The organism is Aromatoleum toluolicum, assembly GCF_012911005.2.
Taxonomy (GTDB): Bacteria; Pseudomonadota; Gammaproteobacteria; order Burkholderiales; family Rhodocyclaceae; genus Aromatoleum; species Aromatoleum toluolicum.
Genome location: NZ_WTVS01000008.1, coordinates 1 through 14,448, shown reverse-complemented (window position 1 = coordinate 14,448; position 14,448 = coordinate 1). Strand labels below are relative to the sequence as shown.

9 protein-coding genes, 1 tRNA gene and 1 rRNA gene are annotated in these 14,448 nt (G+C 61.5%); 2 read left to right on the top strand and 9 right to left on the bottom strand.

Annotation, left to right across the window (positions count from 1 at the left end; all coding sequences use genetic code 11):
• Nucleotides 1-8 precede the first annotated feature (8 nt).
• Nucleotides 9-2,063 carry a site-specific recombinase gene (locus GPA27_RS05335; protein WP_169138320.1) on the top strand — a complete coding sequence of 685 codons (2,055 nt, stop codon included), beginning with the start codon at nucleotides 9-11 and terminating at the stop codon, nucleotides 2,061-2,063.
• A 64-nt stretch (nucleotides 2,064-2,127) separates the two neighbouring features.
• A tRNA-Arg gene (locus GPA27_RS05330) sits at nucleotides 2,128-2,202 on the top strand.
• A gap of 3 nt (nucleotides 2,203-2,205) precedes the next feature.
• Here the strand turns inward: GPA27_RS05330 and GPA27_RS05325 are convergent.
• From GPA27_RS05325 to rrf, 9 genes are all read right to left on the bottom strand, one after another.
• Nucleotides 2,206-2,955, bottom strand: a complete 750-nt coding sequence (locus GPA27_RS05325; protein WP_169138318.1) for a S1 family peptidase — start codon at nucleotides 2,953-2,955, stop codon at nucleotides 2,206-2,208.
• A gap of 35 nt (nucleotides 2,956-2,990) precedes the next feature.
• Nucleotides 2,991-3,899 (bottom strand): lytic transglycosylase domain-containing protein, encoded by a 909-nt coding sequence (locus GPA27_RS05320; RefSeq protein WP_246260950.1) that lies wholly within the window; start codon nucleotides 3,897-3,899, stop codon nucleotides 2,991-2,993.
• Nucleotides 3,900-3,997: 98 nt separating this feature from the next.
• Nucleotides 3,998-5,278 (bottom strand): nucleotide sugar dehydrogenase, encoded by a 1,281-nt coding sequence (locus GPA27_RS05315; protein ID WP_169138316.1) that lies wholly within the window; start codon nucleotides 5,276-5,278, stop codon nucleotides 3,998-4,000.
• Between the two features lie 52 nt (nucleotides 5,279-5,330).
• Nucleotides 5,331-8,126 (bottom strand): XrtA/PEP-CTERM system TPR-repeat protein PrsT, encoded by a 2,796-nt coding sequence (prsT, locus tag GPA27_RS05310; RefSeq protein WP_169138314.1) that lies wholly within the window; start codon nucleotides 8,124-8,126, stop codon nucleotides 5,331-5,333.
• Nucleotide 8,127: 1 nt separating this feature from the next.
• Nucleotides 8,128-9,486: a PEP-CTERM-box response regulator transcription factor gene (gene prsR, locus GPA27_RS05305; protein WP_169138312.1), complete on the bottom strand. Its 1,359-nt coding sequence runs from the start codon at nucleotides 9,484-9,486 to the stop codon at nucleotides 8,128-8,130.
• Complete coding sequence (gene prsK / locus GPA27_RS05300; RefSeq protein WP_169138310.1) at nucleotides 9,483-11,564, bottom strand: XrtA/PEP-CTERM system histidine kinase PrsK; 2,082 nt, start codon at nucleotides 11,562-11,564, stop codon at nucleotides 9,483-9,485. The genes prsR and prsK overlap by 4 nt, the downstream gene beginning before the upstream one ends.
• A gap of 92 nt (nucleotides 11,565-11,656) precedes the next feature.
• Nucleotides 11,657-13,042, bottom strand: a complete 1,386-nt coding sequence (locus GPA27_RS05295; protein WP_169138308.1) for a TIGR03013 family XrtA/PEP-CTERM system glycosyltransferase — start codon at nucleotides 13,040-13,042, stop codon at nucleotides 11,657-11,659.
• A gap of 188 nt (nucleotides 13,043-13,230) precedes the next feature.
• Complete coding sequence (locus GPA27_RS05290; RefSeq protein ID WP_169138306.1) at nucleotides 13,231-14,190, bottom strand: alpha/beta hydrolase; 960 nt, start codon at nucleotides 14,188-14,190, stop codon at nucleotides 13,231-13,233.
• A 158-nt stretch (nucleotides 14,191-14,348) separates the two neighbouring features.
• Nucleotides 14,349-14,448: ribosomal RNA gene (gene rrf / locus GPA27_RS05285) — 5S ribosomal RNA — on the bottom strand; the annotation flags it as partial.

Sequence of the window (14,448 nt, the reverse complement as noted above, 5' to 3'; positions counted from 1 at the left end):
GAGACCGGATGGATCGACTGCTGGAACGCCTGGACGACCCCGACAGCGACGAACTCGCACAATGGAAGACCCTCATCGGCCAGTTGCGCCCGCCCAGGGCCAGCGACGCCGCGGGCGCGGAATCCCGGCTACGGCAGCTCATCGATACGCTCAAGGCGCGTCCGGACCTGCGTCGACGCCTGAACTCGGCGTTCCGCAGGCTGTTCCACGAACGCAAGCAGGTGTCGCTCTACGCTTCGTCCGGCTTGCTACCCTCGACCGGATTCTTTTCCGAAACGGCGCGACGCCTCACCGGACGGCTGCTGCCCGACTACCTCGACACCGCGTACATGAAGGACGTGCTCGCCGTCCTGTTCTGGCGCAACGACGACGAAGTGTGGGTCAACGCTATCTCCGATGAACTGTGGTGCGAGCTGATCTGCACCGTCCTCGGGGACGAAGCGCCGGCGTCGGAGGCCGACAGCCGCGCCTTGCCCGAAGCGATCGCGGAGATCCTCGAGGCCCTCCGCGTGCTCTCCTATCACGCCAGCGCGATCGGGCTGGACCCCGAGTTCATCCGTATTGACCCCGAACTCGAAGAACACGAATCGGCCTTTCTCGCACAGAACGCCGAACTGGTCGCCTACATCCGCAATTACGCTCAGTGGTGGGAAACGCCGACGACGCTCGTGGAGGACGAACGGCACGTCCAGGTCATGCTCGACCAGTGCGAGGAAGCCCTGGTGCGCATACGCCGGCGCGCAGCCAAGCTCGGCACCAGCCTCACCCTGACTTTCAAGCTCGAACGCCTGCACCAACACCTCCGACGCATCGGCCGCCTGCTGCGCCTGCTAGCAGGGCTGCGGCAACGCCGCATGCTCGCGGACGTAGCCCCCGAGATCGTCGATCTGTTCAAGGAGCTTGTCAGCTCGGAATGCCGCAAGCACCGCCTCTCCGACTATCTCGGCAAGAACGTGGAACTGCTTTCGCTGCGCATGACCGAGAGCGCGGGCAAGACCGGCGAGCGCTACATCACGACCACCCGCCGCGAGTACTTCGGGATACTGCATTCCGCTGCATTGGGCGGACTGATCATCGCCTGCATGGCCGCCTTCAAGCTCGTCCTTGCAACGTTCGGCCACGCGCCGCTCACGTCCGCTGTGAGTTTCTGCCTCAACTACGGCATCGGCTTCGTCATCATCCACATTATCGGCGGCACCGTGGCCACGAAGCAGCCGGCCATGACGGCCAACGCGATCGCGGCATCGATTGGCGAGACTCAAGGTAAGAGCCGCAATCTCGACAACCTGGTCGAACTGATTGCCCGCACCGTGCGCAGCCAGCTCGCAGCGATTGTCGGCAACGTCGGCGTAGCGATCCCGGCCGCGATGGCGATCGCACTGATCGTTCACGCCACCACTGGCGCCCATTTCGTGCCGCCGGACAAGGCGCTAGTGCTGCTGGACGAGATCGACCCGGCCGGGGGCGCAGTATTCTTCGCCGCAGTTGCCGGCGTCTGCCTCTTCCTCTCCGGTCTCATTGCCGGCTATCACGACAACCTTTGCGCCTATGCGCGCATTCCCGAGCGTCTCCTGCAGTTGCGCTGGCCGCGTCGCCTCCTTGGCGCACACCGCATGGAAAGCATCGCCCGCTACGTCGAAAACAACCTCGGCGCGCTCGCAGGCAACTTCTTCTTCGGTTTCCTGCTCGGTGGCGTCACCGCAGTGGGCGTACTGTTCGGCCTCCCTCTCGACATCCGCCACATCGCCTTCTCTTCTGCCTATGTCGGGTTTGCCGGCGCAGGCCTCGATTTCGCACTGGGGTGGCAGGCTGCCGCCCTCGCCGCCTGCGGCATCGCCCTGATCGGCCTCACAAATCTGGGCGTCAGTTTCTCCCTTACCCTGTACGTGGCAATGCGCGCGCGCCGGATCACCTTCGCCCAAGGGCGCACCCTCGTGTGGATGACCCTACGACACATCCTCGGCCAGCCTCGGGACTTCCTCTTCCCGCCGCGCAGCGACCGTACCGACCTTACGACCGGACACGATGTCGAACCGAAGCCTCACCACGCGATTGATCCCTGAACGCCCATACCAATTGCGCACCGCGCTTGGTGCGCGACGCGCAACCGGATAGAATTGCGCGCCTCTCCCTGTAGTTCAATGGATAGAACGAGCGCCTCCTAAGCGCTAGATGTGAGTTCGATTCTCGCCGGGGGGACCACCATCACCGGACATCCATCAGCAAAGCACGAAGGTGCGAGACGGGAATCGCATAGGTGATTCCGGACGGCGCACTCAACGCATTCTCCTTAGTACCCTTCACAAAGACCATGTTGACGATCCCCAGCACCTCACCGCTGTCCGGATCGAACACCGGGCTGCCGCTATTGCCCGGATACGCCGTTGCATCGAGCTGGTAGACACGGAACGTGTCCCCCGCAAGTCGCCGGATCAACGCCGGATTGAGCTGGCGGGAATTCGCCTGCGGAATGCCGATCGGCGTCACTGCCGCGACGATGCCCCGGTGCGTGACCGGCGTGAGTCCCAGTGCGCTGCCGATCGGGAACCCCATGAATGCAATCGACCGGCCCTCGGCAACGAAACTTTCCTCGGCGAGCTGCAAAGCGGGCAAAGGCTCGCCATCGAGCCGCAGGACGGCAAGATCGGTATTCGGATCGACCGCCGCCTTCGCGACCTTGCGCATGGCGCCTTGCGCGGCACCCGGCACGACAACGACCAGGGACTCCAACTGATCGTCCGAAATCGACACCGACACGACATGCGCATTGGTCGCGATCAGTCGGCCGCTGCCCACCGCGAACCCGGTGCCAAGGAATCGGAATTGCGGTGAACGCGCGCGCTGAAACGTTCCCACGGCAACCACCGAGGGCTTCAGTCGCGGTAGCACTTCGACGAGACCCGCTACCGCCAGGTGCGGAACAGAAATGGCAGCACAGAGCACGACAAGCCACATCCACGCATCACGCCGCGCCGGACACCCACCGCCTTTCACGAACCTCCCCCGCGCTCGCTGACGAGTTGCAACGCAGGAGCGACCGGGCTCGGATCAGTGATACGGCTGTCGTATGCATGCTTGCGTCGCTGCATGAAGGCGAGGATACGCGCGACGTAGGCCTGCGTTTCGGCGTAAGGCGGCACCCCCCGATAGCGATCGACGGCGCCCTCGCCAGCGTTGTATCCGGCTGCAGCCATGGCGATGTCCCCGCGGAAATAGGCCAGGAGCCAACGCAGATATGCTAGACCGCCCCGGATGTTTTCCTCGGGGTCGAAGGGCTTTCGCACATTGAAGCGCGCCGCAGTATCGGGGATCAGCTGCATCACCCCCACTGCATTCTTCGGCGAGACAGCTTCCGCGTCGAGGTTCGATTCGGTCAGTGCAATCGCGAGCGCGAGCCTCGGGCTGATCGCGTATTCAGCGGAGAGGTCGACCACGAGTCGCGCCAGTTGCTTGCGCTGCGCCGACAGTGCCGCGATGTGGGCTTCGGCGCTCCATCCCGGTTCGAGTGACTCATCGGGAGGAGGCTGCAGACAGTCGGGCACGGCCCCCACATAGTCGCCGGTGTATCGGCGCATCTGATCGGCCTGCGGATGCCCGAAAAACGCAGCCATCGCAAACAACGTTCCCGCATAGGCATCATTGCGGTCCAGCCCCCGTCCGTTGGCGTACATCCAGCCGAGCGAATACATGGCCTCGACATTGCCCAAACGCGCAGACTCGCAATACAGCGCGGCAGCCCTGGCAGGTTCACGTTCCACCCCCTCACCGTGCTCATGGGCCACCGCAAGATCCGCCAAATAGCGCGCGTGATCTACAAAAACGGCCTCAACGGCGGGTCCCGCCAACTCGACAGAATCACCCTTCGCGGCAATCGACGCGTGCGACACGGTGGCTAGCAATGCTGCCCCCAACAAGTGAAGGCTTCGGCTTACATATAACCCACGCCTCATCATTGCCTCCCGCATGGCGCACCGCTTGCGAAATGCGACCTCTCCCGCTAGAGCCGCCAGACAGTCACCCCGGACGCCGCCAACGCGTCGCGGTCATACGCCGACTTCACATCGACGAAAATACCGTCCGGCAACAATTTCCCGGTGATCGTCGTGAGCGGCATTTCCAGGTACGCCTTGTGCGAGACCGCTGCAACCACAGCCGTCGCGCGCGGCAGCTCCGCCCAGGACACAAGGGCCTCGCCATACTCATGCTCGGCCTCCGCCGTCGCTGCAACGGCATCATGCACATGCACCCTGCAACCGAAGCTGCGCAGCTCTCGGATCACGTCGATGACCTTGCTGTTGCGAAGATCTGGACAGTTCTCCTTGAAGGTGAGCCCCAATACGATGACGTCGCAGCCACGCACCGGATGCCCCGCCTGAATCATCTGTTTGACGGTCTGTTCGGCAACATACTTGCCCATCCCGTCATTGATACGCCGTCCGGCCAGGATTACGTCCGAGTGGTAACCCAGCATCTCCGCCTTGTGTGTCAGATAGTAGGGATCGACCCCGATGCAGTGTCCGCCGACGAGGCCCGGACGGAACGGCAGGAAGTTCCACTTCGTCCCTGCGGCTTCGAGCACCTCGAGCGTGTCGATTCCAATCTTGTGAAAGATCACTGCCAGTTCGTTCATCAAGGCGATATTGAGATCCCGCTGCGTGTTCTCGATGACCTTCGCCGCCTCTGCGACCTTGATCGAGCTTGCAGCATAGACCCCTGCGGTAATGATCGCCCCGTAAACCTCGCGAACCTTCGCCAGTGTCGCGGGCGTATCCCCCGACACCACTTTCGCGATCTTCGTGACCGTGCGCTCCTTATCGCCCGGATTGATCCGCTCGGGCGAGTAGCCGACGAAAAAGTCCTCCTTCCACTTCAGGCCCGATTCCCGCTCGATAATCGGAATGCAGACTTCCTCGGTAGCACCGGGATACACCGTCGATTCGAATACGACGATCGCCCCTCGCTTCAGGTTCTGTCCGACGGTCCGCGATGCACCGACCAGTGGCGAAAAATCGGGCTGGTGTGCCTGATCCACCGGTGTCGGTACTGCTACGACGACGAAATCGGCTTCGGCGATCACGCCCGCATCCGCATGGCACGAAAGCATCGTCGCGGCGCGCAAGTCCTCGCCTGAAACCTCCCCGGTCGGATCGAAATGTTCGCGATATGCTGCGACCTTGCTGACCGAAAGATCAAACCCCAAGGTCTTGAACTTCTTGCCGAATTCAACGGCAAGCGGCAGGCCGACATAGCCCAGGCCAATAACGGCGACCGTAGTCATCACTCGCACCCCAGAAATAAACCATAAAGCATAATTCGGATAACTGCCGCGATCATAGCTTCTCCTTCAGCGCCGTAGCCTCGGCACGAAGGGGACTGCTCGGCGGAAGCGACTGCAGAAGGACATCCGCCTCTTTCGCCGCATCCTGCTTGCGACCGGTTTTCACATATGCTTTCGCGAGATTGAGACGCAGAGTCGGTACCGTAGGCGCAAGAGCAACCGCCTTTCGGAGATTCTCAATCCCGTTCTCGGGCTGGCCGCCATCGACTTGCAGCACACCTAGCGTCGCGAGCACATTCGGCTCCTCCGGAGCCAGCCTCACAGCCCGCTCGGCAAGTCCCATTGCTTTGGGATCCCTGCGTTGGCCGGCGATCCACGCCAGATTGCTGAGGACTTTGGGCGTGTCCGGTTTGAGCTCATCGAGCTTGCTATACAACTGTTCGGCCTCATCGAATCGCCGGGCGGCAAAAGCCCGCTCGGCAAGATAGGAGCGCACGCGTACATCCTTCGGTTCCTGCCGCAACCATTCGGAAACCGTTTTCTCTGCATCTCTTTGTTTACCGGACTGAATCTGAACCGCATGGAGTTTGATTACCGTCTCTGCCGTCGACCTGACACCGAACGATTTCCGGTAAGCGACAATCGCCGAGGGGTAGTCCTTTACGAGAAGGTGCAGATCGCCTTCAAGATTCCAGCCAACGGGCGTCTTGGGCCGTTGCTTCTGTACCGTATGGGCAACCGCGATCGCCTCCTTGACTCGTTGTGTTCCTGCAAGCAATGCGGCGAGTCGCCGTTGCGCGTCGATGAGATCCGGCTTCAGCCCGAGCGCCCGTCGCAGGGACTGCTCCGCGGCAGCGGAGTTCTTGGCCAGTTGCTGGGCATCCGCAAGCCGGATCAGCGGTGCCGGCAGTTTCGGCTGCAGACTCACCTGTCTGTTGAACGCGGTGATCGCCTGCTGGACGTCACCCGCCAGCAACTGGGCTCGGCCCATCATTTCGTACGCACGTGGATCATCCGGATGGGCGGCGATGACTTCCTGCGCGAGCGAAATCGCCTTCTTCGCGTCCCTCTGCCCCAAAGCCTCCGCGGCCAAGGCGAGTTTCGGCGTCGCCTCCGTGGGCGTTGCACGACTCACGCGCTCGAGCGTTTCACGCACCTTATCCGAGGTAGCACCGGTCGCCTTTTGCAGGTTCGCCAATAGGAGTGACGCAGCAACGTTATCAGGATGCTTGGCAACGATTGCCTCGACACGCTCCAGCGCATCCTCGGGCTTCCTGTCCGCCAGATCCATGCGAGCGAGATTCACTGCAGCCGGCAGGTAATCGCTCTTGAGCGTAAGCGCCTTTTCAAACGAAAGCCTTGCGCCGACCGGATCTCGCCTGCCAAGCGCGATTCCGCCTTGCAACATATACGTACGCGGGTCATCGGGACGCTTCTCCTCGAGCCTCCGTTGCGCCGCCGCAGCCTTGTCGAGTGCACCCTGTCGCAGATACACCATCACCAACGCAAAGTCGGCCGCTCCGGAACCACCTTCGAGCGCCGAAGCGGACTCGAGATCGCTCAGACCGGCCGCAGCATCGCCCTCGAGCAGCCGTGCCACCCCCAGCTGCGTGCGTGCAAGCTCGTCGGACGGCCGCACGGCAACGAGCTTCTCATACGTTTCCGATGCCGCATCCAGCTTGCCCTGGGCCAGCTGGATGCGCGCAGCCAGTTGCAGGCTTTCGGGGTCCGGAGTCTTTACGGAAAGGAGGGGCTTGAGCGTTTCCATTGCCTTGCCGGGGTCGCCTGAACCAAGTTCCAAACGCGCAAGCCCCAACCGGGCGCCCCTTTCCTGAGGAGCACGACCGACTACCATCGCCAGATGTTCGCGTGCAACGACATTCTCGTTCAGGCTGGCGTGAATCAAACCCGCGAGAAGGCGCCCGGGCAGGTATTCAGGCGCCAGCCGAATGGTCTCCGCGATGTGATCGCGAGCCGAAGCCGCCTTGTCGCTTCGATGGTCATGCATCGCGAACAGATAATGCGTGAGCGGGTGCTTCGGCGCGACCTTCTCCATCGCCGCAAGTCGCACCGCAGCGGTATTCATGTCGCCGCGCTCGAGCAGCAGCGAGATCAGCGCAAAATGATACGCAACCGACTCTGGGCGAGACTTCACCGCCTCGTTCAGCGCAGCGAGGGCGTCGTCGACCTGCTTTCGTGCAAGCAGCACATTAGCGCGCAACGCGTGGGCATCCCCTTCCTCCGCCCCCCCCACGCCGCGAGCCAGCACGGCCTCCGCCTCCCCTAACGCACCGTCGACGTCCCCGGTCATGTATTTCATACGGCCAAGGCCGATGCGGGCGGGAGCGTCATCAGCATTCGAACTCAATGCTGCCTCGAACGACTCACGTGCCTTGGAAAAGTCCTTTCGTTCTAGATAGGCATCTCCGACACTTGCCCTCAGTTGGGCGTTCGCCGCCGGATCCTGGAGCTTGGTATCCCCGAACTCCTTGATGACCTGCTCGGACTGTCCCATCTGCACCATCGCACGCGCCAGAAGCGGACTCACCTGTTCGGCAGGTGCGCCCAATTCAATTGCGCGCCGAAATTCCTTCTCGGCTGCAATCGAATTTCCCTGCCTGAGGTTTACGGCTCCAAGCAGGTATCGCGCTTCGGCGAGCTTGGGATCTTCCTGCAAGGCGTTCTTGAGCTGAATGCTTGCCGCCTGAAGGTCGTTCTTTGCAAGATAATCGCGGGCCGAACCCACCATCGAATCGGGGCTCGCGCCACAGCTGGCAAGCAGACCGGAAAACAGGAGCGCCAGTGCAACTCGCCGTCTGGACCGCGGAAAGACATTCGGACGGAACACTTCAACTCTCCTTCTTGAGCCCGAAACGGTTCATCAAGTCGTACAAGGACGGCCTGCTGATGCCAAGAGCATCGGCAGCGCGCGCTATATTGCCGTTGGTTCGCGCCAATGCCCGGATCACCGCCCGCCGCTCCGCTTCATCCCTGACGTGGCGCAGATTGAGTTCCTTCAGATCAGATTCCGCACCGTCGAGCCCGAGGTCCGCAGCCGTAATCCGGTTCGACTCCGCCATGATCACCGCGCGCTTGAGGCAGTTCTCCAGTTCACGCACATTCCCCGGCCAAGGATGCGTCTCGATTGCTGCGAGAGAGTCCTCGCCGAGATGCATGGCGCCCCGCCCGTTGTCCTTTGCAAAGCGCTGAACGAACGCATGTGCCAGAAGCACGGCATCCCCATCGCGCTCCCGCAGGGGCGGGATATCGATGACGATCTCGGCGAGGCGGTAGTAAAGATCCTCCCGAAAGAGGCCTGCCTGGATTCGCGCTTTCAGATCCCTGTGCGTCGCACATACAACGCGCACATCGACCGGAATTTCCTCTCGCCCACCGATGCGCTCGACGACTCTTTCCTGCAGGAAACGGAGCAGCTTCGCCTGCAAGGACATCGGCAAATCACCGATCTCGTCGAGAAAGAAGGTCCCCTTGTGTGCCGTTTCGATCTTTCCCGGCGTCTGTTTGGCTGCACCGGTGAAGGCGCCTTTCTCGTAGCCGAACAACTCGCTTTCCAGCAAATTCTCGGGAATCGCCGCACAGTTGATCGCAAGGAACCGTTCCTTGGAACGCGACGACAATGCGTGCAAGGCGCGCGCCAGAACCTCCTTGCCCGTCCCGCTCGCGCCAAGCAATGCTACGGTGACATTTGCCGAGGCAACCCTTTCAACGGTCCGACACACCTTCAACATCCCGGGATCGCGGGTGATGACTCCGGAAAATGGACTGGTCTGCTGGGCCATGAGACGATGATTTTCCGCCTGCAGGTCATGCAGGCGAAATGCACGGTCGATTGTCAGCGCGAGCAGTTCCGGTTCAAAAGGCTTTCCGAAGAAATCATAGGCGCCCATTGCGACCGCCCTCACCGCGTTCTCGCGATCATGCTGGCCGGTGAGGACGATAACCTTCGTTTCCGGAGCCAGCACCAACATTTCGCCCAAGAGCCGGAAACCTTCGCTCACGTCATCCGGATGTGGCGGCAAGCCAAGGTCCATCGTGACGACAGCGGGCTCATGGCGACGCAACTGGGCGAGCGCGCTCTCCCTGTCATCAGCGACAACGGTTTCGAACGAATCGAATGCCCATCGCATCTGCTTCTGCAGCGCAGGATCGTCCTCCACAACCAGAAGCGTACGTCTCTTGTCGTTCATGATCCCTGTGTCATCACCACGGTCTTTATTTCATCCCGTACGTCGCGGACAACTACCGGCAGTGTGATCGCTACGCGAGTCCCATCCCCGGGTTCGCTATCGACCGCGATGCTGCCCCCGATCTCCCGGACGTACTGCTGAACCTCAAATGCACCGATACCCATTCCTCCCGCCTTGCTGGTCTGGAACGGCCGGAACAACCGCTCCCGAACGAATTCCTTCGTCATGCCACATCCGTTGTCGGCAACGCTCAGGACCACCGAACCTTCGCCCATCCGCTTGATGCTTACCACCACCCTACCATCGTCTGGTGTCGCTTCCAGCGCATTCTGCAACACATGGCCGATGACGCGTTCAAGTCGCTCCGGGTGCGCAATCACCTCGACCGCCTCCTCCTCCCCCGCCTCAAACTCGATCGGAGGGCGTTGGTGACGCTTCGCCAGCCTCAGACGTTCGACCACAGCGTTGATCTCCACGCGCCGCGGCGGATCTATCGACCGCTTCTCCTGCAACTGCGCCATCAGGCCGCGCATGCGCGACTCCACATTCGCAACGGTCTCCAGCATGTCCTCCTGAAACGCCGGGTTATGCTTGTGCCGCTCCGCGTTCTTCAGCATCAGGGAGAGCTGCGCGACAAGATTCTTCAGATCGTGAACAACGAATGCGGACATGCGATTGAACGAGTCGAATTTCCTGGACTCGATCAGAGCCTCCATCGCCTGCATGCGTGACAGATAACTCGCCGCCTGCGCCTGCGCTGTCTTCAGCAAGTCGAGAACCTCCCAGTTAACGTCGACCGGCGTCCTTGGCGCGCTAAGCAGCACAAAGCCCACGAGAACGCCCCCGGATTTCAGTGGCAGAACCAGCCAAGCGCTCGAAATCTCGGACAACCACAGGGGGAGCTCCAACATCGCGTAATTAGAAGACCCGGACCGGTACTCCTCGAGATTGATCACCCATTCGCGTTCCGCGAGAAATCGACAGAACGAACTGCCCTCGTCCTCCGTCACCTCGATCGCCGGGTGGTTGAGCCGCGACTGGACGCAATAGCGATGTCCGCCCGACTCCCGAAGCCAGAGCACTCCCCCGGGGCTCTCCACGAGGTCGGACAGCCCCTTGATCACCGACTCACCCAGGTCAAGCGCACCATCAGCCGATGACAGGGCCTGCGTGAACCGCAACCACTCGCTCCGATAGTCGTAACGGTAGGGAAACAGGTGCTTGTTCAGGAAGACACGCAACCTTGCTCGTTGCGCCCCGGATACCACAAACACGCTCAAAAGCAGCAGGCCGGCAAAAAGCAGCGTCAATTGGAGCGCACGGCCCCAATCGCCACCGAAGAAGCGCACGTAATACCCGGCTGCCGCGATGGCCAAAAGGTAGGCCCCGGACAGTGCCAAGGCCGTTGAATGAAACACCACGTCTCGCGAAACCTTAATGCGGAAAGCCCAATCGGGATTTCTACCCGCCGACACCGCGACGAGCGGGAGCGTCAACGCATGCGCGATGCCGCGCACCTCCCATACATCAGCATCCAGCAGACCGAATAGGAATCCTTCCGCGAAAAGGTAGAGTTCGAAGACATAACCCGCCGAGAGCGCCAGACAGAGCGGCTTCAGGGCCCAGCGTGATTCCGGGGGAACAGACCGAAACAGCTGCTCGACCAGTACCAGTCCCAGCACTGCTCCTGCAAGAAAGCTACCCAGGTGCAAGTTAGTCTGCGACAGAAAGCTCGCCTCGATCCCGAAGACACCGAGCAACTGCGCGATTGCCACGATTGCCGTGGCGACGATCGGCCAACGCACCATGCGTGCATTGGCGGCATGCAAAAGAATGATGACAAACGCCAACCAGCTGACCTGACGAGCTGTGTCGCTCACCCACGCCAGCGTCAGTGCCGTCGATGAAGGGTTACGGACGACAAAGACGTTCGCAAGCGTCCACAGGGCACTCGCCCCGACAGCCAGCAGGAGGGCTCCGCCACGCGGCCGCTTGCGCCAGCCAAGAAGCAGGTAAATCCAGAACAGCGTGTACGCACCGCAAGCGATGCCGTATGCCACACCAGCCGACTCTGACAAATCAGTCCCCTGGACCTTAGCGTCGCAAAGCTACGCAGCTGACGGAGATCTCCCGATGCACACAGCGAGGCGGCAACCGGCCCGACAGCGGCTCAGTGTGCACCTTCGCCCGTCAGCACAACCCGCACCGTTTCGAATAGCACCAGGATATCGAGGGCCAGATTGTGGTTCTTCACGTAGTACAAGTCGTACTGCAATTTCTGCATTGCGTCGTCGACCGAAGCACCGTACTGGTAACGAACCTGGGCCCATCCCGTAACCCCGGGCTTGACGCTGTGACGCACCGAGTAGAACGGTATCTCGCGGGTCAGCTGATCGACGAAATACGGACGCTCCGGCCGCGGCCCGACCAGACTCATCTCGCCCGACAGCACGTTCAACAGTTGGGGCAGCTCGTCGATGCGAAGACGTCGGATGACACGTCCCACACGCGTCACCCGGTCATCGCCCGACTGAGCCCACCGTGGCGTCCCATCACCTTCGGCGTCCTGCCGCATGCTCCGGAACTTGATCACCTTGAACACGCGCCCGCCCCGCCCAACGCGCTCCTGCCGGTACAGCACCGCCCCCCCATCTTCCAACAGGATAAGACACGCCGTAACGAACATGACGGGTAGCGCAAGTATCAACAGCATCGAAGCCGCGACCAGATCGAAGCACCGCTTGACGGTCCTACGCGCCGCCCCCTGGCGAAAACCGTCGCCATAGATGAGCCAACTCGCCTTCAATGAAGCAATCGGTACCTGTCCATGAGTGCGTTCGAAGAATGACGACAGGTCGAGAACCTTCACCCCCCTGAGCTTGCAATCGAGCAACTCCCGGATCGGAAGCACCCCTCCCCTGCGCTCCCTGACCGCCACGATGACTTCGCTCACGTGGAGCCGCCTGACCGTGTCAAGAAGGTCCCCGCCTTCCGAAAGAATTCGTCCCGGATCCACTGTCGGAAAGTCCTCCCCGACCGATCGATAAAATCCGACGAGATCCACGCCAACCCCTCGAGCTCCCAAGGACTTGGCAACCGCCTCCGCTTCAGCCCCCGTGCCAATGATCAGCACCCGCGGGTCGAACGTGGACGCCGCACCGCGCCGGTTCGCCAATCCACGCATGACAAGCAGAGCGCCCAGCAGCAGGACAATGGAAATCTGCACTGCCTCGGACTGGAAATACCCCCACGGCAGTATCGCGAACACGCCAAATGCGACAATGACACTAACGACAACCGAAACCAAGATACGGGAGGCAGTACTCCGCGCGGCCCCATCCGACGCTCCCGCGCGGTAAAGGCCAAGCGCACCGTTGAGCACGATCATCAGCACGGCAAAGAGCAACGCCGACGGAACGACCACCCTCCAGTCGACCGCACTGCCACGCGAAGGAAGGGCGGTCGCAAGCAGAACGGCGAGGAACAAGATCGACGCGTCGAAAATGATCTGCTGCAACGCGTGCGACGGCACATACTGTTTCAACACCTTCAACATCGCGCCTCCCCTCGCCACACGGACGACCGCTGCTCGTGCGCGATTACACGACGCAACAGGCCGCCTCCCTTGCCGTGGTCCCTAGGGAAAACTGTAGTGCTTTACGCTAGCCGCCGTTGTTAAACAGGTCACGCCGTTCCGAACTCCCCTTTGATAAAGCACGAAACTCCCGCGACAGCGCGCTCGCGCTACACGGCGTCGACGCCCGGCCTGAGCCGCTGGCGAATCTGCATCGAGATCAGGTCGACCACCTCATGCGCCTCCGGGAACCACTTTCCCAAGGTAACGAAGCCATGCACCATCCCCTGGACGCCAAGATGTTCAACAGTCACACCTTCGGAGCGCACACGATCGACAAACGCGATGCAATCATCACTTAGCGGATCGCACTCCGCAGTAACGACGAGCATAGGCGGAAGACCCGCAAGCGACTTCGCCTTCATGGGCGAAGCTCGCCAGTCATCAGCTTCTCCGCCGGGAAGATAGCGCTCGAAAAACCAGGCCAGGCTTTCCCGATCAAGGAAATACCCCGACGCGAAGGCCTCCCGCGAGGGGCGACTGCTTTCAATCTCGGTGCAGGGATATATAAGACACAGGAAGCGCAGAGCCGCCGTTCCCCGATCGCGGAGCATCAACGCCGTCACCAGCGAAAGAGTGCCTCCCGCGCTGTCGCCGCCCAACCCGAACCGATCCCGGTCCACCGTCAGTTGATCGGCATTCGCCCGCGCCCACTCCACTGCGAACAGCGCATCCTCCACGGCGGCCGGGAAAGGATGCTCCGGCGCCAGCCTGTAATCTACCGACAGCACCGCACACCCAGCCCGATTCGCAAGCTGCCGGCACAATGTGTCATGGCTTTGCACGCTACCGACACACCACCCACCGCCGTGGAAGTAGATCAATAGCGGCAGCCCCTGAGCCGGACCTGCCTCACGGGGCCGATAAAGGCGCCCAAGCAGTACGCTGCCGTCTGGGCGCGCCATTGGAACTTCCAGCGTCGAAGCAACCGCCTCCGGATCGCCACCGAACACAAACTGCAATTTTTCGAATGAATGTCGCGCCTGCGCGACCGTAAGCTCGTGAAACCGCGGGGCACCGACCCGATACACCATGTCCAGCAAAGCTTGCGCCTGATCCGTGAGAGCCATTGAGAGATACCTGACAGCAGAAACGATCGCCAACCCCACATTGCGGAGCGTTGCGAGATCCTAGCAGAATGGAATGGGGTGCCCGACATCGGGTACGCCGTAGACGTAAAAAAGCCGCTACCCTGGAGTTGGGGTAGCGGCTTTTTTGGGTGTAGGTAGTCTGACGATGACCTACTTTCGCACTCACGAAGAGCACTATCATCGGCGCGGTCCTGTTTCACTGTCCTGTTCGGGATGGGAAGGAGTGGTTCCGGGACG

What these genes read in the sequence shown, in the direction of transcription:
- GPA27_RS05335 (WP_169138320.1), top strand. Translation starts at nt 9, where the DNA reads ATGGATCGACTGCTGGAACGCCTGGACGACCCCGACAGCGACGAACTC.
- GPA27_RS05325 (WP_169138318.1), bottom strand. Translation starts at nt 2,955, where the DNA reads ATGTGGCTTGTCGTGCTCTGTGCTGCCATTTCTGTTCCGCACCTGGCG.
- GPA27_RS05315 (WP_169138316.1), bottom strand. Translation starts at nt 5,278, where the DNA reads ATGACTACGGTCGCCGTTATTGGCCTGGGCTATGTCGGCCTGCCGCTT.
- prsR (WP_169138312.1), bottom strand. Translation starts at nt 9,486, where the DNA reads ATGAACGACAAGAGACGTACGCTTCTGGTTGTGGAGGACGATCCTGCG.
- GPA27_RS05295 (WP_169138308.1), bottom strand. Translation starts at nt 13,042, where the DNA reads ATGTTGAAGGTGTTGAAACAGTATGTGCCGTCGCACGCGTTGCAGCAG.
- GPA27_RS05290 (WP_169138306.1), bottom strand. Translation starts at nt 14,190, where the DNA reads ATGGCTCTCACGGATCAGGCGCAAGCTTTGCTGGACATGGTGTATCGG.